Origin of the sequence: Sphingomonas sp., from assembly GCF_032114135.1 — a bacterium.
GTDB lineage: Bacteria > Pseudomonadota > Alphaproteobacteria > Sphingomonadales > Sphingomonadaceae > Sphingomonas.
Genome location: NZ_DAMCTA010000001.1, coordinates 740,582 through 759,727 on the forward strand (window position 1 = coordinate 740,582; position 19,146 = coordinate 759,727).

The window sequence follows — 19,146 nt, forward strand, 5'->3', positions numbered from 1 at the left end:
AAACAAAGCTGCGTTACGAGCCCCTTTCTGCGCAACTTCATGCTGCTGCTCGTGCCCTCCCAAAGCAACGGCCCGCCTCCGTCGCGGGACGGAGACGGGCCATCATGGCCTGTCACGTGGGATGTCGAACGTGTCGGCGCCTAGAAGCTCGCCCATTCCTCCACTTCGGCGCCGGTCGATCGCACGGTGGTGACACTCGTGGCATGTGCGGTGTTCGATGCGACCGGCAGCGCATGGACCTTGGAGCGGACCGGCTTGCGATGGCTGCGGTCGCCGGCGTTGAAGCGCGAGGCCTGCTCGGTCAGCGCGTTGACTTCCGAGCTGAGGTTGCGTGCCGCCGCCGAGGTTTCCTCCACCATCGCCGCGTTCTGCTGCGTGGTCTGGTCGATGCTGTTGACCGCCGTCGCCACCTGGGTGACCGCGGTGGCCTGGACCTGGTTGTCCTGGGCCATGGTCTCGAGCAGTGCGTGGACCTCGTTGACGTCACCGACGATCGCGCCGAGCGCGCTGTCGACGCGGCGGACCATGTCGACCGCGGCATTGATGTCGGTCTGGGTCGCGGTCAGCTGGTCGCGGGCACGGCCGGCTTCCTCTTCCGCACGCATCGCCAGGGCCGAGACGAGATCGGCGACAACCGCGAAGCCGCGGCCCGCTTCCCCTGCCCGGCCGGCCTCCACCGCTGCGTTCATCGCGAGAACGCGGGTCTGGAAGGCGATCTTGTCGAGACCCTCGATGACGTTGTCGATGCCCTTGGCGCTTTCCGAAACGCGAGTCATCGCCTGCATCGCCTCGTCCGCCACGGTACGGCCGGAATCGACCACGCCGATGGCGCCGGTGGCGCGCTCGACGGTCTTGGTGGCAGCGGTGGCGGTCGCCTTGATACGCTGGTCCATCTGCGTGACGGCGGCCGAGGTTTCCTCAAGGCTGGCAGCCGCGCCTTCGGTGCGACGCGCCAGATCCTCGCTGGCCTGGGCGATTTCGGCCGAGCCGGTCGAAATCGTCTCGGCGCTTTCGATCACCGCGGTGATTAGCTCGCGCAGTGCCGAAACAGCGGCGTTGAAGTTCTGCTTCAGCCCTTCATATTCGGTGTCGAAGCGCACGTCGATGCCGGCGGTCAGGTCGCCGCCCGCCAGCTTGGCCAGCCGATCTTCGAGCGTCTCTACGACTAGTGCCTGCGCGGCATCCGCACGCTTCTTGTCTTCTGCGAGCTCTTCCTGGCGCAGCGCCGCTTCCTTGAAGACGAGCACCGACTTGGCCATGCCACCGACTTCATCCGAACGCGCGGCACCGGGCACGTCGACATGGTTGTTGCCGCCTGCGAGCGCTCGCATCGAATCCTGCAGGCGGGTGAGCGGACCGGAGATCTGCGAGCGGGTGACGAAGATGGCGAGGCCCATGCTGCCCGCCACGGCTGCCAGCGCAACACCCAGCAGTACGAAGGCCGCGCTGGTGACGCTCGCGCTCATGCCGTCGGACGCCTGTTTGGCATCGGCGATACGGCGATCATTGTAGTTTTTCAGCTTCTTGGAGAGCTCGTCCGCCAAGACGTCAGCCTTGGCCAGTGCCGCCTTGGCATCGTCATTCCGGTTGGCAAGCCCCGCGGAGACGGCCGGCCCCACGACACCCTGCAACTCTTCGAGGCTCGCGCTGATCGAGGCGATGTCTGCAGCGCTTTCCTTTTCCGCCGCCGCCACTTCGCCAGCATATTGCTGGGCCTGCTTGTACGATTCAGCTTCGTCTGCAGCCGCCTTCTTGGCTTCCATCGATGCGCCATCATAGTTGAGCACCTTGTACGCGGTGTACATCATCGCGTTGCTCAGTCGGTTTGCGCGGATCAGCTTGGCAGAGTTGGGCATCTTTACGTCGGTCAGCACGGAATATCGCGCGTCAATGTCGCGCATCACGCTGCCGCCATACCAGGCAACGCCCAAGGTCACGATGCCGAGGAGGCCCAGCATCATCATGATCTTGAACTGGATTTTGAGATTGGCCAGGAATTGCACGCTCAGTTCCTCCTAGGCGCAGCCCGGAGGCGCGCAGATCTCCCACCTGCGCATTATAGAAGACGGGGCATGCCGCATTGTTGCGACACGCCCCCGGTCTTTTACGTATTGGGTTCTATCCTAGATCCTTACTTGTGCAACGAGCGATCCAGGAAATTTAGGATAGTATTCCAAAGATGCTCGCTGATCCCCGGCCCACCGACGCGGTGGGTCTGGCCAGGATACAGCATCATCTCGAAAGGCACCTTTTGTTGCTGGAGCGCGGCGTACATTGCGGAACCGTTCTCCAATACGACATTGTCGTCCGACATGCCGTGGATCATCAGCAGCGGATCGGCGATCTTCGCTGCGTCGCCGAGCGTGCTGGACGCCGCATAGGCCTGCGGCACCTGCCGTGGGTCGCCCATATAACGCTCGGTATAATGGGTGTCGTACAGTTCCCATTTAGTCACCGGCGCACCCGCGATGCCCGCCGCGAAGGTGCCCGGCGCTGCCTCCAGCATCTTCAGCGTCATATAGCCGCCATAGGACCAGCCATAGGTGGCGATGCGCTTCGGATCGACGAACGGCAGTGTCTTGAGATAGGCCGCGCCGGCCAGCTGGTCCTGCACTTCCACGCTGCCCATCGCCTGCGAGATCGCGCTTTCGAACGCGACCCCGCGATTGGCCGAGCCGCGATTGTCGATCTGGAACCAGACATAGCCGTGCTGCACCAGATATTGCTGCAGCGCGCCGCCCCAGGCGCGGCTGACCGTTTGCGAATGCGGGCCGCCATAATGCTGGAAGAATACCGGATAGCGCTTGCCGGGCTCCAGCTTGGGGGTAATCATTTCCCAGTGCAGCTCGGTGCCGTCGGGCCCCTTGATCGTGCCGAAGGTCCGCTCCCGGTGCGCCGCGAGATACGGATGATAGGGATGGCCGGCGTCACCGACCGCGTTTTCCTGCACCCAGGCGATCCGCTTGCCGTCGGCATCGGCGAGATAGACCTGTCGGGGCTGGTTGGGGCTCGAACGGCTGACGATCGCACGGGTGCCGCTGGCGTCCATGCTCGCGCCGTTCCACCAGCCGCGCTCGGTCAGCCGAGTAATCGCGGCGGCCTTGCGATAGTCGATCCAGTAGAGATGCCGCTCGAGCGCATCGTCCTTGTTGCCCTGGAAATAGAGGCGGCCGCGCTTCTGATCGACGCTGATGCCATCGGGCGCGACTTCCCATGCGCCCTTGGTCAGCTGGGTGAATTTGCCCGCCTGCCAGCGATAGAGATGGCCGTGCCCATCCCGCTCGGACCACCAGATCAGGCTGCCGTCGTCGAGCGGCTTGAGGCCGTAGCTGAGGTTGATCCAGCTCTTCGGCGCCGCCTTTTCGCTGAACAGTACGCGCGCCGCGCCGGTGGCGGGGTCGACGGCGAGCAGGTCGAGCCGGGTCTGCGCGCGATTTTCGCGTTGCACGTAGAGCGTCTTGCCGTCCGTCGCCCAGTCGACGCGCGCCAGATAGATATCGGGATCGGGGCCCAGATCGACCTTCACGCGCTTCTGCCCCGTGGGATCAAGGACATAGAGCTCGACCAGCGCATTGGCGGTTCCCGCCTTGGGGTAGCGCTGCTGGACGATGCTGGTGCCCTCGGCACCGATGGCGGCGCGTGTGACGATGCCGACCGGCGCTTCGTCGAACCGCTCGACCGCGACATAGGTGTCGTTCGGCGACCACCAATAGCCGTCGCTGCGCGCCATTTCCTCCTGCGCGACGAACTCGGCCTCGCCCCAATGCACCGTCCCGGCGCCGTCCTGCGTGACGCGGATCGCCTTGCCGCTGGTCAAGTCCATGATGACCAGATTCTGATCCTGCACATAGCTGGCGAACCTGCCCGCCGGGCTCAGCGCCGCGTTGAGCTTGGGGCCGGCCGCGGCGGGCAGCTTGTCGACCTCGCCGTTCAGCCGCGCGCGGAACAGTTCGCCTTCCAGCGGAACCAGGATGGAGTTGCCGTCGGGCGCCCAGTCGTAGGAGACGATGCCCTTGGTGCCACCGATGCGGGCGCGTTCGCGCTGCATCTTCTCAGCCTCGGAAAGCGCGGCACCCGAGCCGAGTTTCTTGGAATCGACCAGCATGCGCCACTGGCCATTGCTGGTATCCAGCGCCCAGAGATCATAGCGCTCGCGATCGTCGTCGCGATTGCGCAGCAGCGTGAGATAGTGGCCGTCCGGCGACAGCTGCACCGCGCGCGGCGCGGGGCCGTCCAACGCGGGGCTTCCGAAGATCCGCTGCAGCGTCAGCGGTTGCCCGGTCTGCGCCTGTGCCGAGGCATCAGCCATGCTCACCCCCATCGCGATCGCCGCTCCGGCAACGCCCAGCATCCATTTGCGCATCCAACACTCCGCCATCCCGGCACCCAACGGCCGGTGACGGCTGGTTTATCGACCCAGGCCGACGCGTAAAGAGGCAGTGCAAAGGCCGTCGGCGTCGTCGCCCTCGCCACGCCAACGTCCGCGCATTTGCGCAAAATCTAGAACAAGTTGCTTATAAGGCTAACGAAAGGCTTGGTTAAGCAAACATATTCCATTTTCGGAATGAATATACTCGACCTGATAGCAAATTATGGTAAAGTCCTGCGTACACAAGTTGTCGGAAACACGGCAGCCGCGGTGGAGCCGCGAAGCGGGGCGCGCTCAATCGATCAGGAGTAGTGCCGCATGTCGGTGGACCGTCTTGGCAGGATAGGTTCAGGTATTCCAGTGGAATGCGCGACGCGTTTGCTGGAGCAGAACTGGCCGCGTTCGACGCTTCTTACGCCCGCCGATATCGGATTGGGCGGACGGGAGACCGCGGCCGCCGAATTTCTCGGCATGGTCGAATCGCTCAGCGACGCAGGGTTTCTCGCCTATGAGGCGCTGGTGTTCAACAGCGACGGACCAATGCTCGTCGATGCCACCCTCACTGCGCGTGGGCGTGCCATGTTGGCGCGCGAAGCCAACCGCGCGAACTGAACGCCCCCATCCTCCTCGCTCGGTCAATGAAAACGATGGCGCGCGCGGTCCATGCGACCGGCAAGCGCCTGCAACAGCGCGATGTCCGCGTCGCCGAACTGGCGCTGGTCGCGGCCGAGCACGGCCAGCGCGCCGACGCGACAACCGTCACGCCACAAGGGCACCGACAACTGGCTTTGATAGCCGAGCGCCATGGCTTCCAGAGGGTCGGACAGTCGCCGCGCGGAATCAACGGCCCCGACGCCATCGGCGGCTGCCAGTACCGCCCGCGATCCGGTATGAAGGACCGCGACGTCGCCGCGCAGCAGCACCACCGCAGCGCGCACGATCCGGCTCTCCTCGGGCATCATTTCCTCCACCACACACTGCCCGAGCCGATCCTTCAATCCCAACGCTGCAACGCCCCAATTCGCCATGATCATATCCTGAGGAAATCGGTTGCACTCTAAGCGACGCCCCCAGTTCCGGGCAGTACGGAGTTCTACCATCGGCAGAACTACATCCCGCCTGACCGGGCGGTGATCCAGAACGAGGCGCGCGTAAAAGTTATCAACCGGTAAATTCATTTCGGACGCAAACCCCGTCTAGGCAGAATTTGCCTAGTCGCGTAAATGCTGCGTCACAGCACGACTCCGGGATCGGAAAAACCGATTCGGCGTATGTGCGCATAGGAATGTTGCGGAACCGGCCCTGGGTCGACGGCGTGGTTCTGACACATGCAGTTTTGCGCAACGCTTTCGAAGAGCCCTTTGGCGCTTCGGGTTGCGCAATGGCATGCGAACCATGGTGCGGAGGAAGACCTGATGTCGATGAGCGGGGAAAATCGTGAGGCGCTGGGCGCCCTCGATCCACGCTGCATTGTCGCGATCGCCGATGCGCTCCAGCGCAGTTGGCCGGGCAGCGCAACGCTGACGCCCACCACGCTCAATCTCGGCGCATCGCTGGATCGCCATCATGCCTTCGTCGCCGCCGTACAGGGGCTCTGCGATCGTGGCCTACTTGCCTATGAGGCGCTGCTGATCGGTATCGGCGGGCCGGAAGTACGCGACGCTGCGCTCACCGCCCGCGGTCGGGCGCTTCTCCAGACCGATGGTTTCCGCGCTGCCGCCTGACCCCCTCCCGTTCCTTGCCGGTATCGGATGCGCCGCGACGGATCGCCGTCCGCGGCGCTTTTTCGTACCGCCATGCGCGACCTCGCAACGCGTGGTGACCCGCGCGACAACGAAAAAAGGCGTGCGGACCGCAGGGTCCACACGCCTTTCTCGTTCTGAGGAGACCAGCCTTATTCGGCAGCCTGCGCCTCGGTGCGGGTATCGCGGCGCTCGGCGATACGCGCCGACTTACCGGTACGACCACGCAGATAGTAGAGCTTCGCACGACGCACGACACCGCGGCGTACGACGTCGATCGAATCGATGTTCGGCGAATAGAGCGGGAATACGCGCTCCACGCCTTCACCGAACGAGATCTTGCGGACGGTGAAGTTCGAACCCATGCCCTTGTTCGAGCGGGCGATGCACACGCCTTCGAAATTCTGCACGCGGGTACGCTCGCCTTCGACGACCTTCACACCGATGCGGACGGTGTCGCCCGGACGGAATTCAGGAATCTTCTTGGCTTCGGTGAACTTGGCAATCTGCTCTGCTTCGAGCGTCTGGATGATGTTCATCTCAGTCAGTCCCATGTTTTCGCCGCGCGCCAGAGGGAGACTGGACCCGAACGCCCTCATGGCGTTCCCAAAGGTCTGGCCTCCTTAGCCGTGTATCGGTCTCCGCCATGGCGCGACGCCAGGCCTCGATCCTCGCATGATCCCCCGATCGCAGCACTTCGGGGATCGTGCGCCCTTCCCATTCGACAGGTCGGGTATATTGCGGATATTCGAGCAGCCCCGTTTCGAAGCTCTCGTCCATGCCGCTGGAAGCCGCGCCCATTACGCCGGGAACGAGCCGAATGCAAGCATCGAGCAGCGTCAACGCCGCCATTTCCCCGCCGGAAAGGATATAGTCGCCGATCGATACTTCTTCGATGTCACGCGCGTCGAAAATGCGCTCGTCAAATCCCTCGAATCGGCCGCACAGCACGATCGCACCGGGACCCGCCGCAAGCTCGCGCACGCGGTCCTGCGTCAGGGTGCGGCCGCGCGGAGTCATGGCAAGGAGCGGGCGCCCGTCATGGGGAACGCTGTCGATTGCCGCCGCCAGCACGTCGGCGCGCAGCACCATCCCCGCCCCGCCGCCGGCCGGCGTGTCATCGACCGAGCGATGCTTGTCGGTCGCGAAGTCGCGGATCTGCACCGTCTCCAGCGACCACAGCCCCTGCCGCAGACCGCGCCCGGCAAGTGAAATGCCCAAGGGTCCGGGAAACATCTCGGGGTACAATGTCAGCACGGTGGCAGCGAAGGTCACAGCGTCCAGTTCTCGAGCTCGAGGTCGGGGATGTCGGCGAAATCCCGTTCATTGTTGGTGATCAGCGTCAGTCCGCCCGCGAGTGCCTGCGCCCCGACCAGTCGATCCAGCCGCGCGCGCCGGAACGGCAACCGGGCATAGGTTTCGGCAGCGGCGGCGTCGAACGGCAAGAGCTGCACATCGCGTAGAAAGCCCTGCAGCGCCCTTTCCGCTTCTGGCACCCGAATGCCCAGCCGCACCTCGGCATAGCTGATCGCCGATACGGCAAGGCTTCCACGAGGCTGGGCGCGAACCCGCGCATTGAGCGTCGCGACGCCCCCCTGAAGCAGGTAGATGCAGATATTGCTGTCCAGCAGGAAGAGAGGATCAGCCATCACGCCGAAGCTTGCGCAGTCCCCAGTCGAGTTCCCGCTCCTCGATCGCACGATCTTCCTCGGGAATGGGCTTCAGGTACGGCAGGGCGCCGATCCACTCCCCGCCAATCTTCTCCTCGCCGTCCACCGGTTCGACCGAGAAGCCGCGGCGCTCTTCGCGCAGCACTACTTCCGCCCCCTCCTTCAGCCCCAGCGCCTTGGGTAGGCGCAGCGCGAGCGAATTGCCCGACTTGAAGATCCTGGCGCGATATTCCTCACCCATGCATGGCCTCCGTATATACGCGATGTATATACATTCGGCGCGAAAGCGCAACGCGCTCAGAACCAGTCCTCGATCCGCAAGCCCGGCACCGCACGAAAATCGCGGCCATTATGCGTCACCAGCGTCGCACCCAGCGTCAGCGCATGCGCCGCGATCAGCCGGTCATGGCGACCACGCGCGGCGCGCGCCGCAGGAAACGCGCGTGCGGCCAGCGCATCGAAGCCCAGCACCGGCACCCGTTCGAGCAGCGCATCCAGCGCAGCGCTGCCCGGCCCCGCTCCCTGCATCAGTTCTGCAAGGCTGATCGCCGAGATCGCGATGGCGCCCGGATCGGCCGTCGCGATCCGCCGTGCAACCGGCGCGCCGCCGCCCCGCAACAGGCGGATGCAGACACAGGTATCGAGCAGATAGTCGGGCATTGCCATGCCCCCTCCCCTACAATGGGCGGCGGAACCTGTCGCGCGCTGACGCGCTAGCGCGCAATGGACGATTGCATCATCATCGGCGGCGGCCCAGCAGGCCTCACCGCGGCCATTTATCTCAGCCGCTATCATCTGAAGATTCGCCTGTTCGACTGCGGGTCGAGCCGCGCCGCGCTGATCCCCTGCACGCACAACCATGCCGGCTACCCGGAGGGCATTTCGGGCCTCGACCTGCTCGCCGCGATGCGCGCGCAGGCGGAACGCTATGGCACGGTGCGCGAGGTGGCGAAGGTGACCGGGCTTGCCGCTGCCGAGGGCGGGTTCATCGCGACGATCGGCGATCGCACGGTACGCGCGCGATCGGTGCTGCTCGCCACGGGCGTCGTCAATCACCGCCCGGCCATGCCCGACACGCTGCACGATCAGGCGCTGGCGCAGGGGCAGATTCGCTACTGCCCGGTATGCGATGGCTATGAGGTCACCGACAAGCGCGTCGCCATCTATGGCACCGGCGAGCATGGCGCGCGCGAGGCACTGTTCGTCCGAAGCTTTACCAAGGATGTCACGCTGATAGCATCCGAACGCCACGACCTGCCGCCCGAGCAGTTGGTGCAGCTCGAGAACGCCGGGGTAGCGCGCGTGGAAGGCCCGATTTCGGACTGGGCGCTGGCTGATGCCCAGCTGGTCGTGACCCTGCCGTCGGGACGCCTCGCCTTTGACAGCCTCTACCCTGCACTCGGCTCGCATATTCGCTCCGAACTCGCAGTCGCCGCGGGGGCGCGCGCCGACGACAGCGGCTGCCTGGAAGTCGATGACCACCAGCGCACATCGCTGCCTGGCCTGTTCGCCGCTGGCGATGTCGCCAAGGGGCTCGACCAGATCAGCCATGCGATGGGCGAGGCGGGCGTCGCCGCGACGACGATCCGCAACATGCTCAACGCCGATACGCCGCTCTGGCGCTAGGGCATCCGCCCGCCCAAGCGTTCCTCCGCGATGAACCAGACGGGCAGCACCGCAAGCATCGCCGCCCCCGCCATCATCACCGCGACGGCAAGCAGAATTGCCGCCCAGGGATCCCCTGCCATGGCCGGACCACCGGAATAGAGCCAGAAGGCGATGCCCGCGAGGAGGGATGGCGTGGTTAGTGCGGCGATGAGGCGGCCGGTATGGCGGCAGCCGAACAGCTCCCCCGCGCCCATCCAGCTAAGGAACGCGAGGAGCGACAGGACCAGTCATCCGCCGAGCAGGATCATGCCGACAGCATGACAGGAAACCGGTCAGATTTCGAGAAAAGCGTCCGCGACGACGAGTCTGTCCGCATCCCAGGCAGGCACCGCCTCGGGCCGCATCGGCACCATGAAGCGCTTGCCGTCGGGGCGTTCGATCTCGATCACGTCGCCCGCGCCATAATCGTCGATCGCGACGACACGGCCGATCGGCTCCCCGTCCTCGCCCGTCACGGGCAGGTCGAGCAGGTCGATATGGTAATATTCGCCCTCGCCCAGCGGCGGGAGGGCGGAACGCGGCACCGTCAGTTCGGTGCCGCGCAGTGCCTCGGCGGCGTTGCGGTCCGGTACTTCGGCGAAGCGGGCGATCACGCCATTGGATCCCCCGCGCACCGACTTGAGGGTGAGCTTGCCGCCGTTGAAGCTTGTGTGCGCCGCCAGATCCTCGGCGAACACCTTCAGCCGCACCTCGCCGGCAACGGCATGCGCGCCGATCACGACGGCAAGCGTCACCGGGCGATCGCCGCGGGTAGAAGGAGCGGAAGCTTCTGTCATGAGGGACCTCTGCGACGCAAAAGGCATCCCTCCCGCCGATGACGGGAGGGACGTTCAGCCTCAGGCCTCGGCGGTCTCTTCGGCCGGCGCGGCAGCGGCTTCGGCGGCTGCCTTGGCCTTCTCGGCACGCTCCTCGGCGCGCTCCTTGGCCTTCTCGCCCGGAACCGCCTTGTTCGGGTTGTTGCGAGCCGCACGCTCCTTGACGCCCATCGCGTCGAGGAAACGGGCAACGCGGTCGGTCGGCTGCGCACCGACGCTCAGCCAGTACTTGGCGCGCTCGTCGTCCAGCTTCACGCGCTCGGGCGAATCCTTGGCGAGCAGCGGGTTGTAGGTACCGATCTTCTCGATGAACTTGCCGTCGCGGGGCGCACGACCGTCGGCAACGACGATCCGGTAATAGGGGCGCTTCTTGGAGCCGCCGCGCGACAGACGCATGGAGAGAGCCATTCTACTTCACTTCCTTCTAGAGATACGATTGAAACAGGTTTGGTTAAGTTACTTTTTCTTCAGCAAATTCTCGAAGCCCGGCGGCAGCTTGGCGCCACCCGGCAGACCGGGCAGGCCAGCGCCCACCTTGTCCATCATCTCGCCCATATCGGCGCCGCCCAGCGCGGCACCGATGCCGCCCATGCCGCCGCCCGGGCCGCCCTTGGCGAGCATGCCCATCATGCCCTTCAGGCCGCCCATCTTCTTCAGGCGCTTCATCGCGGTCTGCATCTCCTGATGCATCTTGATGAGCTTGTTGACGTCCTGCACGGTCAGACCGCTGCCCTTGGCGATGCGGATCTTGCGCTTGGCGTTGAGCAGTTCGGGCTTGGCGCGCTCCTTGGGCGTCATCGAACCGATGATCGCGTCCATGCGGATCAGCACCTTGTCGCCGCCGACCTGATCGACCGCAGCCTGCGCCTTCTTCATGCCGGGAATCATACCCGCCAGCGCTCCGATGCCGCCCATCTTGCGCATCTGCGCCAGCTGGGAACGCAGGTCGTTCATGTCGAACTGGCCCTTGGCGAGCCGGTTCGCCATGCGCTCGGCGTCTTCCTGGTCGATTGCGGCCGCGGCCTTTTCGACGAGACTGACGACGTCGCCCATGCCGAGAATACGGCCGGCGACGCGCTTCGGATGGAACGGCTCGATCTGATCGAGCTTCTCGCCCATGCCGGCGAACTTGATCGGCTTGCCGGTGACCGCACGCATCGACAGCGCCGCACCACCGCGCGCATCGCCGTCCATCCGGGTGAGGATCACGCCGGTCAGCGGCACCTGCGCCGAGAAGTTGCTGGCGACGTTCACCGCGTCCTGGCCGGTGAGCGAGTCGACGACCAGCAGGATTTCCTGGGGCTTCGAGATGTCGGCGACTGCCTTCATCTCGTCCATCAGCGCCTGGTCGACGTGGAGACGCCCGGCGGTGTCGAGCATCACCACGTCGAAGCCCTGGAGCTTCGCCGACTGGAGCGCACGGCGAGCGATATCGACCGGTTGCTGGCCGGTGACGATCGGCAACGTCGCCACTTCGGTCTGGGTGCCGAGAACCGCCAGCTGTTCCTGCGCGGCCGGACGATTGACGTCCAGCGACGCCATCATCACCTTCTTGCCCTGCTTTTTCAGCAGCTTGGCAAGCTTCGCGGTGGTCGTGGTCTTGCCCGAGCCCTGAAGGCCGACGAGCATGACGACGGCCGGGGGCGTGACGTCGATCTCCAGTTCGGCGGTATCGGCGCCGAGCATGTCCACCAGCGCGTCATGGACGATCTTGACGACCTGCTGCCCCGGCGTGACCGACCGCAGCACCTGCTGGCCGACGGCCTGCTCGGTTACCTTGTCGACGAACTCGCGGGCGACAGGCAGCGCAACGTCCGCCTCCAGCAGCGCCACGCGCACTTCGCGCATCGCGGTCCGGACATCGGCCTCGCTGAGCGCGCCACGCCCGCGCAGGCGCTCGAAGACGCCGCCCAGCCGATCGCTCAAACTCTCGAACATGATGCCCAGGTCACTCCAAATTCAGCCTCTGTCCCGCCAAACGCAAAACACGCCGGCGGACGAAACCTCGTCGGCCGGCGTCACCCCTTGGGGTGGCAAATGTCTCGCGTCCACGGAGGAACGGTGGGTTCCCTTAGCCACCATGCGGGCAGAAAGCAACCTCTAGGGATTTAACCTGATCTACACGCCTTGCGTGAGAAAACACGGCTTCGTTAGTACGAGGGGCGTAGTGCGTCGATGACGCGGCAGCATCAGGACCGGGAGGGCGTGCGGCAGGATCGCACCACGGCGATCTTCAATGCGCTGTGCGCCGTTTCTGCGCTGCTCGCACTCGCAGTCGCGGCGGCGCTCGCCTTCGATCAAGTCGAGCAGCGGATACCGGAGGGCTGGTTGCTCGGCACGCAGGCGCTGAACGTCGTTCTGATCCTCCTGTGCGGACGCCGCCTCGCGTTGAACGCGACCCGACGCATCGTAGGCGACCGCACCCAGAGTGTCGCCAGTCGTGATCCGCTGACCGGATTTCTCCATCGCAACAGCCTTACCGAGGAAGGCGCCGCGATGTTCGCCCGCGCGCATCGCCGTAACCAAGCCGTCGCGATGCTGGTGCTGGACCTCGATCGGTTCAAGGCAATCAACGATCTTCACGGCCATGCCGTGGGTGACGCGCTGATCCGCACCGTCGCGCAGGAAGTCGCGCGGGCGTTACCCCAAATGGCGCTGGCGGGTCGGCTGGGTGTCGACGAATTTGCCTGCGCCTTTGCATTCGATCCGCGCGAACCGGCCACGGTCGAGCGGGTTGCCGAGCGAATCGTCACCCGCCTTGCACAGTCTTTCGACATAGAGGGGCTGGCTCTGCACATCGGCTGCTCGCTGGGTATCGCACGCTCCGACTTCGACTGCCCGAGCATCGACGCATTGCTGCGCACGGCGGACATCGCGATGCATCAGGCGCAAAAAACGGGAGAGAGCCGCTTTGCCTGGTTCGATCCGGCAATGGAACGCGCGCTGCAGGTGCGCAGTGCGATCGAAACCGGGCTGCGCGTTGCGATCCCGCGCGAGGAAATCAGCCCCTATTTCGAACAGCAGGTCGATCTGGCCAGCGGACGGCTGCATGGATTCGAAGTGCTGGCGCGCTGGGAACACCCTACCCATGGCATGATCCCGCCCGACCGCTTCATCCCGGTGGCGGAGGAAACCGGGTTGATCGCTGATCTGTCGCTTTCCATCATGCGGCAGGCCTTCCACGCGGCACGCGACTGGGATCCGGGGCTAAGCCTGTCGGTCAATATCTCGCCGGTACAGCTGCGCGATGCATGGCTGGCACAGAAGATCATCAAGGTGCTCACCGAAACCGGCTTTCCGGCCAGCAGGCTGGAAGTGGAGATCACCGAAAGCGCGCTGTTCGACAATCTGGCACTCGCTCAGTCGATCGTCGGCAGCCTGAAAAACCAGGGCGTGCGGCTGGCGCTCGACGATTTCGGAACAGGCTATTCGTCGCTCGCGCACCTCCGCGCGCTGCCCTTCGACCGCATCAAGATCGACAAGAGCTTCATCCTCTCGCTCAACCAGAGCGCGGACTCTGCCGCGATCGTCAACACCATCCTCCGGCTGGGCGAGAGCCTCAACCTGCCGATCACGGCCGAAGGCGTGGAAGATGCCGCCATCGCGGAGCGGCTACGCGCGATCGGCTGCGCCAAGGCGCAGGGCTGGCTCTACGGCAAGCCGCTGTCGATCGCGGGTGCGCGCCGCCTGCTCGCCGAGCGGCGGCTGATCCTCCAGCCCGGCCCGCGGCTGGAGGGCGGCGATGCTACCAGCCAGCTCCAGGCTGGCTGAGATAGTCGAGCTCGTCCGACGTGGAGATGCGCCCCAGCGCTTCGTTGCGTGCGGGGAAACGGCCGAAGCGGTGGAAGACCTCGGCATGATCACGGGCATAGGCGAGCAATTCGTCGTCTTCGAGGGCCGCGAAGCAGCGGAGGCTCAGCGCCTGGAGCTCGGCATCCTCGGCATGCTCGAACGGCAAATAGAGGAACTGGCGCTGTTCCTTGGACATCCGCCGGTCCCAGCTTCGCTTCACGGCAAACCTGGCGAGATGCTGGGCCAGCGGGTCGCCGGCAAACGCCTCGGCCTCCCCTCGGTAGATGTTGCGCGAGAACTGATCGAGCAGGATCACGGCCGCGAGCAGCGTCTCGGGCGTCTCCTCCCAGCCTGCAGCGTCGATCGCCAGCACGCGGCTGCGCAGGTCGCCGAACAGGTCCGCGATCTCGCGATCGAGCCCTTCGGACTTCCGGAACCATTGTTCGGGCAGCAGCGCGTCGAACCAGAAGGCCAGCACCTGGCCCGCCCGGTGTTGGACTTCTGCGGTCGGCGTCCTTAGATCGCTGGCCAATGTCCCTCTCCTCGCCTCTCATCCTTAACATGGGTTGCCGGCTGAACCTAGCCGAAGGCGAGTCGATCCGTGCGCTGCTGGGCGAGCGCGACGCGATCGTCGTCAACAGCTGCGCGGTGACAAACGAAGCGGTGAAGCAGACCCGCCAGGCGATCCGCCGCGCCCGCCGCGAACGGCCCGAGGCGGAACTGGTCGTCACCGGCTGCGCGGCGCAGATCGATCCGCAGGCCTTCGCTGCGATGCCCGAGGTGGACCGGGTGATCGGCAATGCCGAGAAGCTGCTTCCGCAAGCCTGGGCGTCCGAGGCCAGGGTACAGGTGCAGGACATCCTCGCCGTGCGCGAGACCGCGCCGCACCTCGCCGCCAGCTTCTCCACCCATGCGCGCGCCTTCGTGGAGGTGCAGAATGGCTGCGACCATCGCTGCACCTTCTGCGCGATTCCCTTCGGCCGGGGGAACAGCCGCTCGGTACCCGCAGGCGCGGTGATTGACCGAATCGCGATGCTGGCAGATGCGCATGGCGAAGTGGTGCTGACCGGCGTCGACCTCACCAGCTATGGCCATGACCTGCCGGGCGCGCCCCCGCTGGGCTCCCTGATAGAGCGCATCCTCCGCCACGTCCCGAACCTGAAGCGGCTACGGCTGTCCTCGCTCGACGGGATCGAAGTCGACGACCGGCTGTTCGCGTTGCTCACCCAGGAGCCGCGCGTGATGCCGCACGTCCATCTGTCGCTCCAGGCGGGCGACGACATGATCCTCAAGCGGATGAAGCGCCGCCATGCCCGTGCGCAATCGGTGGCGCTCGCCGAACGCCTGCGCGTCGCACGGCCCGAAATCGCGATCGGCGCGGACCTGATCGCCGGCTTTCCGACCGAAGACGAGACAATGTTCGAAAACACGCTCGCGCTCATCGCCGATTGCGGCGTGGTGCATGGGCATATCTTCCCCTATAGCCCGCGCGCCGGCACGCCCGCCGCGCGCATGCCGCAGGTGGCGCCCGCCACGATCCGCGATCGCGCCGCCCGGCTGCGCGCGGCGGCGGCCGAGCAGCGGGCACGCTGGCTGGAGACCCTGGTCGGCAGCCACCAGCAGGTGCTGGTCGAGCGCCCGGGCGACCGCGGCCATGCAGAGAATTTCGCCGAGGTGCGGCTGACCGCCCCCCGGCAGACTGGAGAAACGGTGAACGTGACGATTGCACGCGTCGAAGACGGAAAGCTGGTCGCATGAGCGGGCCGGGCTGGCATGAAAAGCTGCTCGGCGGCTTTCGCAAGACGTCGGACCGACTGCTCGGCAACCTCGCCGGCCTGTCGCTCGCCCGGCTCGACGAGGCGACGCTGGACGAGATCGAGGAGGCGCTGATCGCCTCGGACCTCGGCCCCGCCACCGCCGCCAAGGTCCGCGCGCGGCTTGCCGAGGGGCAGTTCGAGCGCAACCTGGAGGAACTCGGCATCCGCGTGATCGTCGCCGAGGAAGTCGCCAAGGTGCTCGAACCGGTGGCCAAGCCGCTCGAAATCGAGGCATTTCCGCGCCCGCAGGTGATCCTCGTCATCGGCGTCAATGGATCGGGCAAGACGACGACGATCGCCAAGCTCGCCAACCAGCTGCTCGAGCAGGATTACAGCGTGATGGTCGCCGCCGGCGACACCTTCCGCGCCGCCGCGATCGGCCAGCTCAAGACCTGGGCCGATCGGATCGGCGTCCCGATCGTATCGGGCGCCGAGGGCGGCGACGCGGCCGGTATCGTGTTCGAAGCGGTGAAGCGCGCGACCGAGATCGGCACCGACGTGCTGATCGTCGACACCGCCGGCCGCCTGCAGAACAAGCGCGAGCTGATGGACGAGCTGGCCAAGGTCCGCCGCGTGCTCGGCCGCCTCAATCCGGCCGCCCCGCACGACGTGGTGCTGGTGCTCGACGCCACCACCGGCCAGAACGCGCTCAACCAGATCGAGGTGTTCAAGGAAGTGGCGGGCGTCACCGGCCTCGTCATGACCAAGCTCGACGGCACCGCGCGCGGCGGCGTCCTCGTAGCCGCTGCCGAGAAATACGGCCTGCCGATTCACGCAATCGGGGTCGGCGAGAAGGTCGACGATCTGCGCGGCTTCAATCCGGTCGAGGTCGCCCGCATCATCGCCGGCGTGGAGGAGCTGACCCATGGCTGATGCAGCCGCCCGCCCCAAGGCCTCGGCCGGCCTGCGCATGGCGCTCGACTATGGCCCGCTGATCGTGTTCTTCGCGGTCAACAGCCTCGCCCCCGGCGTCCAGCTCCAGCGCATCTTTACCGCCACCCTCGCCTTCATGATCGCGATGGCGGTGGCGATCGCGGTCTCGTGGTGGAAGACCCGCCATGTCTCGCCGATGCTGTGGATCACCGGCGTGCTGGTGCTCGTGTTCGGTGGACTGACGCTCTATTATCATGACCAGACCTTCATCCAGGTCAAGCCGACCATCGTCTATGCGATGTTCGCGGTGATCCTCGGCTATGGCCTGATCGCCAACAAGCCGCTGCTCCAGACGATGCTCGAATCCGCCTATCCCGGGCTCAGCGCCAAGGGCTGGCGGCTGCTGACGATCAACTGGACCGTCTTTTTCGTAGCGATGGCCATCCTCAACGAGGTCATGCGCCACATGCTCGACTGGGACCGCTGGGTGACCTTCAAGACCTGGGTGGTGATCCCACTGACGTTGGTGTTCGCCATCGCCAACGTGCCCATGCTGCTGCGCCACGGTCTGCAGCTTGAAAAGCCCGAGGACACGCCCGTCCCGCCGGAGGGCTGATCCCGCCATGGGCCTGCCGCGCCATCCGGCTGCTCTTCACGCGGTGCGCGCGGCGAACGGACTGCGCCGGCAGATCCGCTCGAACACGCTGCTGTTCCTGCTGCTGGCGATCGGCGTCGGGGCAGCGGCGAGCCTTGCCGCCATCGCGATCGGCCAGAGCGCGCGGGGCATGCAGAGGGTGTTGTTCGGGCTGGCGATCGGCGAGCATCTGAGCGCGGCGAGCCATATCGCGCCGTTGCGGTTGTTGGCCTTGCCGGTCGGCGGCGCGCTGCTCGGCCTCACGCTATGGCTGCTCCGCCGCCGCAAGACGATCGACGTGGTCGAGGCCAACGCGCTGCACGGCGGCCGCATCCCGGCGCGCGACACGGCGACGGTGGTCGGCCAGACCCTGCTCTCCAACGGCTTCGGCGCCTCGGTTGGGCTGGAGGCTGCCTATGCGCAGGCCGGCGGCGGGCTCGCCTCGCTGCTCGGCCAGCGGCTCAAGCTGCGGCGGGCGGACCTGCGGACGCTGATGGCGGCCGGCGCGGGCGCGGGCCTGGGCGCAGCGTTCGGGGCGCCGCTCACCGGCGCCTTCTATGCGTTCGAAATCGTGCTCGGCGCCTACACGCCCGCGATCGTCGCTCCGGTGGTGCTCGCCTCGCTCACCGCGGCGACCATCGCCCGCACGCTCGGCATCCATCCCTATGTGATCAGCGCGGGAGGGACGCATGCGATCGGCACTGCGGATTACCTCCTCTATGCGCTGCTTGGCATATTCTGCGCCGGCTTCGGCATCGCGCTGATGCGGCTGGTGGCGCTGGTCGAGGCCGGCGTCCGCCGCAGCCCGATCGGGCCCGCCTGGGCGCCGCTGATTGGCGGCGTGCTGATGATCCCGCTCGCGCTGCTCTCCCCACAGGTGCTGTCGAGCGGGCATGGCGCGCTGGACATCAACCTCGCCGCCTCGGCGACGATCGCGTCGCTCGGGGTGGTAATCCTGCTCAAGCTGCTGGGCTCCGCGGTGTCGCTCGGCTTCGGCTTTCGCGGCGGCCTGTTCTTCGCCTCGCTGTTCCTCGGCGCGCTGATCGGGCGCTTCTATCAGCTGGCGCTGGCCGAGGTCCCGGGCCTCCACCATCTCGCGCCCGACGACGCCGCGGTGGTCGGCATGGCGGCGCTCGCTGTGGCGGTGGTCGGCGGGCCGATGACGATGTCGCTGCTGGTGCTGGAGGTGACGCACGACTTCAGCATCACCGGCGTCACCATCGCGGCAACGCTGATTGCCAGCACGATCGTGCGCGAGATGTTCGGCTACAGCTTCTCGACCTGGCGGCTGCACCTGAGGGGAGAAACGCTGCGCAGCGGCCGGGACGTGGGTTGGGTCCGCGGCCTCACCGCAGCCCGTATGATGCGGCGCGATGTGGCGACGATCGCGGCGGATACGGACGTTGCGACGTTCCGCGCGCGCTTTCCGCTGGGCTCGACCAAGCGCGTCGTGCTGCTCGATGCCAAGGGGCACTATGCCGGGATCGCCGAGACCGCGGCAGTGTGGAGCCCGTCCGCCGATCAGGCAGAACGCGTCGGCACCATGGCGAAGTTCGTGGACAGCGCGCTGTCGCCGGACATGACGATCGCGGAAGTGCTTGAAGCCTTCGATGCGAGCGTGGCGGACGATCTGGCGGTGCTGTCAAGCGACGGGCAGGTGGTGGGGCTCATCACCGAGAGCCATGCGCGCCGCCGCTATGCTGAGGAGCTGGAGAAGGCCCAGCGGGACTTGTACGGGGAAAGTTGATCCCTCCGCCCGAATATCG

General features: G+C 66.0%; 21 protein-coding genes. 8 read left to right on the forward strand and 13 right to left on the reverse strand.

Features of this window, described 5'->3' with window-relative positions:
* Positions 1-140: 140 nt before the first annotated feature.
* Both RT655_RS03515 and RT655_RS03520 read right to left on the reverse strand, forming a co-directional pair.
* Positions 141-2,003 (reverse strand): methyl-accepting chemotaxis protein, encoded by a 1,863-nt coding sequence (locus RT655_RS03515; RefSeq protein WP_313535004.1) that lies wholly within the window; start codon positions 2,001-2,003, stop codon positions 141-143.
* A gap of 128 nt (positions 2,004-2,131) precedes the next feature.
* The gene (locus tag RT655_RS03520; protein WP_409530235.1) at positions 2,132-4,363 is read right to left on the reverse strand and encodes a DPP IV N-terminal domain-containing protein; all 2,232 of its coding nucleotides are present in this window, start codon (positions 4,361-4,363) and stop codon (positions 2,132-2,134) included.
* A 324-nt stretch (positions 4,364-4,687) separates the two neighbouring features.
* On the opposite strand from RT655_RS03520, the gene RT655_RS03525 reads away from it, so the two are divergent.
* Positions 4,688-4,981 (forward strand): hypothetical protein, encoded by a 294-nt coding sequence (locus RT655_RS03525; protein WP_313535005.1) that lies wholly within the window; start codon positions 4,688-4,690, stop codon positions 4,979-4,981.
* Between the two features lie 23 nt (positions 4,982-5,004).
* Here RT655_RS03525 and RT655_RS03530 read toward each other — a convergent pair whose 3' ends face one another.
* Positions 5,005-5,397: a GAF domain-containing protein gene (locus RT655_RS03530; protein ID WP_313535006.1), complete on the reverse strand. Its 393-nt coding sequence runs from the start codon at positions 5,395-5,397 to the stop codon at positions 5,005-5,007.
* 387 nt (positions 5,398-5,784) lie between these two features.
* Here RT655_RS03530 and RT655_RS03535 point away from each other — a divergent pair, with 387 nt between their 5' ends.
* Complete coding sequence (locus RT655_RS03535) at positions 5,785-6,093, forward strand: hypothetical protein (RefSeq protein WP_313535007.1); 309 nt, start codon at positions 5,785-5,787, stop codon at positions 6,091-6,093.
* Positions 6,094-6,263: 170 nt separating this feature from the next.
* On the opposite strand, the gene rplS is transcribed toward RT655_RS03535, so the two are convergent.
* Genes rplS through RT655_RS03560 form a run of 5 tightly spaced genes read right to left on the reverse strand, consistent with a single transcriptional unit; the run spans position 6,264 to position 8,447 of the window.
* A complete protein-coding gene (gene rplS, locus RT655_RS03540) occupies positions 6,264-6,650 on the reverse strand; it encodes a 50S ribosomal protein L19 (RefSeq protein ID WP_313536894.1) in 387 nt (128 codons plus the stop codon).
* A gap of 1 nt (position 6,651) precedes the next feature.
* Positions 6,652-7,386 (reverse strand): tRNA (guanosine(37)-N1)-methyltransferase TrmD, encoded by a 735-nt coding sequence (trmD, locus tag RT655_RS03545; RefSeq protein ID WP_313535008.1) that lies wholly within the window; start codon positions 7,384-7,386, stop codon positions 6,652-6,654.
* Complete coding sequence (locus RT655_RS03550; protein ID WP_313535009.1) at positions 7,383-7,760, reverse strand: type II toxin-antitoxin system VapC family toxin; 378 nt, start codon at positions 7,758-7,760, stop codon at positions 7,383-7,385. Before RT655_RS03550 ends, trmD begins: the two co-directional genes overlap by 4 nt.
* Positions 7,753-8,022 carry an AbrB/MazE/SpoVT family DNA-binding domain-containing protein gene (locus RT655_RS03555; protein WP_313535010.1) on the reverse strand — a complete coding sequence of 90 codons (270 nt, stop codon included), beginning with the start codon at positions 8,020-8,022 and terminating at the stop codon, positions 7,753-7,755. The genes RT655_RS03550 and RT655_RS03555 overlap by 8 nt, the downstream gene beginning before the upstream one ends.
* Positions 8,023-8,078: 56 nt before the next feature.
* Complete coding sequence (locus RT655_RS03560) at positions 8,079-8,447, reverse strand: type II toxin-antitoxin system VapC family toxin (protein WP_313535011.1); 369 nt, start codon at positions 8,445-8,447, stop codon at positions 8,079-8,081.
* Positions 8,448-8,504: 57 nt separating this feature from the next.
* Between RT655_RS03560 and RT655_RS03565 the strand changes: the two genes are divergently transcribed.
* A complete protein-coding gene (locus RT655_RS03565; protein ID WP_313535012.1) occupies positions 8,505-9,407 on the forward strand; it encodes an NAD(P)/FAD-dependent oxidoreductase in 903 nt (300 codons plus the stop codon).
* On the opposite strand, the gene RT655_RS03570 is transcribed toward RT655_RS03565, so the two are convergent.
* The 4 genes from RT655_RS03570 to ffh all read right to left on the reverse strand — a co-directional run bounded on the left by RT655_RS03570 (position 9,404) and on the right by ffh (position 12,202).
* The gene (locus RT655_RS03570) at positions 9,404-9,643 is read right to left on the reverse strand and encodes a hypothetical protein (RefSeq protein WP_313535014.1); all 240 of its coding nucleotides are present in this window, start codon (positions 9,641-9,643) and stop codon (positions 9,404-9,406) included. The genes RT655_RS03565 and RT655_RS03570 overlap by 4 nt on opposite strands.
* Positions 9,644-9,721: 78 nt before the next feature.
* Positions 9,722-10,225 carry a ribosome maturation factor RimM gene (gene rimM / locus RT655_RS03575; protein ID WP_313535016.1) on the reverse strand — a complete coding sequence of 168 codons (504 nt, stop codon included), beginning with the start codon at positions 10,223-10,225 and terminating at the stop codon, positions 9,722-9,724.
* A gap of 60 nt (positions 10,226-10,285) precedes the next feature.
* A complete protein-coding gene (rpsP, locus tag RT655_RS03580) occupies positions 10,286-10,672 on the reverse strand; it encodes a 30S ribosomal protein S16 (protein WP_175487846.1) in 387 nt (128 codons plus the stop codon).
* Between the two features lie 48 nt (positions 10,673-10,720).
* Entirely contained in the window at positions 10,721-12,202 is a 1,482-nt protein-coding gene (gene ffh / locus RT655_RS03585; RefSeq protein ID WP_313535018.1) for a signal recognition particle protein, read from the reverse strand.
* A gap of 237 nt (positions 12,203-12,439) precedes the next feature.
* Between ffh and RT655_RS03590 the strand changes: the two genes are divergently transcribed.
* A complete protein-coding gene (locus RT655_RS03590; RefSeq protein WP_313535020.1) occupies positions 12,440-14,035 on the forward strand; it encodes an EAL domain-containing protein in 1,596 nt (531 codons plus the stop codon).
* Here the strand turns inward: RT655_RS03590 and RT655_RS03595 are convergent.
* Entirely contained in the window at positions 14,010-14,588 is a 579-nt protein-coding gene (locus RT655_RS03595; protein ID WP_313535021.1) for a DUF924 family protein, read from the reverse strand. The two genes, RT655_RS03590 and RT655_RS03595, sit on opposite strands and share 26 nt — an antisense overlap.
* A gap of 29 nt (positions 14,589-14,617) precedes the next feature.
* On the opposite strand from RT655_RS03595, the gene mtaB reads away from it, so the two are divergent.
* The 4 genes from mtaB to RT655_RS03615 are packed head-to-tail and all read left to right on the forward strand — an operon-like array spanning position 14,618 to position 19,127.
* Positions 14,618-15,814 carry a tRNA (N(6)-L-threonylcarbamoyladenosine(37)-C(2))-methylthiotransferase MtaB gene (gene mtaB / locus RT655_RS03600; RefSeq protein ID WP_409530236.1) on the forward strand — a complete coding sequence of 399 codons (1,197 nt, stop codon included), beginning with the start codon at positions 14,618-14,620 and terminating at the stop codon, positions 15,812-15,814.
* The gene (ftsY, locus tag RT655_RS03605; protein ID WP_313535023.1) at positions 15,811-16,746 is read left to right on the forward strand and encodes a signal recognition particle-docking protein FtsY; all 936 of its coding nucleotides are present in this window, start codon (positions 15,811-15,813) and stop codon (positions 16,744-16,746) included. The genes mtaB and ftsY overlap by 4 nt, the downstream gene beginning before the upstream one ends.
* The gene (locus tag RT655_RS03610) at positions 16,739-17,362 is read left to right on the forward strand and encodes a septation protein A (RefSeq protein WP_313535024.1); all 624 of its coding nucleotides are present in this window, start codon (positions 16,739-16,741) and stop codon (positions 17,360-17,362) included. The genes ftsY and RT655_RS03610 overlap by 8 nt, the downstream gene beginning before the upstream one ends.
* Before the next feature lie 7 nt (positions 17,363-17,369).
* Positions 17,370-19,127: a chloride channel protein gene (locus RT655_RS03615; protein WP_313535025.1), complete on the forward strand. Its 1,758-nt coding sequence runs from the start codon at positions 17,370-17,372 to the stop codon at positions 19,125-19,127.
* Positions 19,128-19,146: the final 19 nt, after the last annotated feature.

What these genes read in the sequence shown, in the direction of transcription:
- RT655_RS03520 (WP_409530235.1), bottom strand. Translation starts at nt 4,363, where the DNA reads ATGCGCAAATGGATGCTGGGCGTTGCCGGAGCGGCGATCGCGATGGGG.
- RT655_RS03525 (WP_313535005.1), top strand. Translation starts at nt 4,688, where the DNA reads ATGTCGGTGGACCGTCTTGGCAGGATAGGTTCAGGTATTCCAGTGGAA.
- RT655_RS03530 (WP_313535006.1), bottom strand. Translation starts at nt 5,397, where the DNA reads ATGGCGAATTGGGGCGTTGCAGCGTTGGGATTGAAGGATCGGCTCGGG.
- RT655_RS03535 (WP_313535007.1), top strand. Translation starts at nt 5,785, where the DNA reads ATGTCGATGAGCGGGGAAAATCGTGAGGCGCTGGGCGCCCTCGATCCA.
- rplS (WP_313536894.1), bottom strand. Translation starts at nt 6,650, where the DNA reads ATGAACATCATCCAGACGCTCGAAGCAGAGCAGATTGCCAAGTTCACC.
- RT655_RS03550 (WP_313535009.1), bottom strand. Translation starts at nt 7,760, where the DNA reads ATGGCTGATCCTCTCTTCCTGCTGGACAGCAATATCTGCATCTACCTG.
- RT655_RS03555 (WP_313535010.1), bottom strand. Translation starts at nt 8,022, where the DNA reads ATGGGTGAGGAATATCGCGCCAGGATCTTCAAGTCGGGCAATTCGCTC.
- RT655_RS03560 (WP_313535011.1), bottom strand. Translation starts at nt 8,447, where the DNA reads ATGGCAATGCCCGACTATCTGCTCGATACCTGTGTCTGCATCCGCCTG.
- RT655_RS03565 (WP_313535012.1), top strand. Translation starts at nt 8,505, where the DNA reads ATGGACGATTGCATCATCATCGGCGGCGGCCCAGCAGGCCTCACCGCG.
- RT655_RS03570 (WP_313535014.1), bottom strand. Translation starts at nt 9,643, where the DNA reads ATGGGCGCGGGGGAGCTGTTCGGCTGCCGCCATACCGGCCGCCTCATC.
- rimM (WP_313535016.1), bottom strand. Translation starts at nt 10,225, where the DNA reads ATGACAGAAGCTTCCGCTCCTTCTACCCGCGGCGATCGCCCGGTGACG.
- rpsP (WP_175487846.1), bottom strand. Translation starts at nt 10,672, where the DNA reads ATGGCTCTCTCCATGCGTCTGTCGCGCGGCGGCTCCAAGAAGCGCCCC.
- ffh (WP_313535018.1), bottom strand. Translation starts at nt 12,202, where the DNA reads ATGTTCGAGAGTTTGAGCGATCGGCTGGGCGGCGTCTTCGAGCGCCTG.
- RT655_RS03590 (WP_313535020.1), top strand. Translation starts at nt 12,440, where the DNA reads ATGACGCGGCAGCATCAGGACCGGGAGGGCGTGCGGCAGGATCGCACC.
- mtaB (WP_409530236.1), top strand. Translation starts at nt 14,618, where the DNA reads ATGGGTTGCCGGCTGAACCTAGCCGAAGGCGAGTCGATCCGTGCGCTG.
- ftsY (WP_313535023.1), top strand. Translation starts at nt 15,811, where the DNA reads ATGAGCGGGCCGGGCTGGCATGAAAAGCTGCTCGGCGGCTTTCGCAAG.
- RT655_RS03610 (WP_313535024.1), top strand. Translation starts at nt 16,739, where the DNA reads ATGGCTGATGCAGCCGCCCGCCCCAAGGCCTCGGCCGGCCTGCGCATG.
- RT655_RS03615 (WP_313535025.1), top strand. Translation starts at nt 17,370, where the DNA reads ATGGGCCTGCCGCGCCATCCGGCTGCTCTTCACGCGGTGCGCGCGGCG.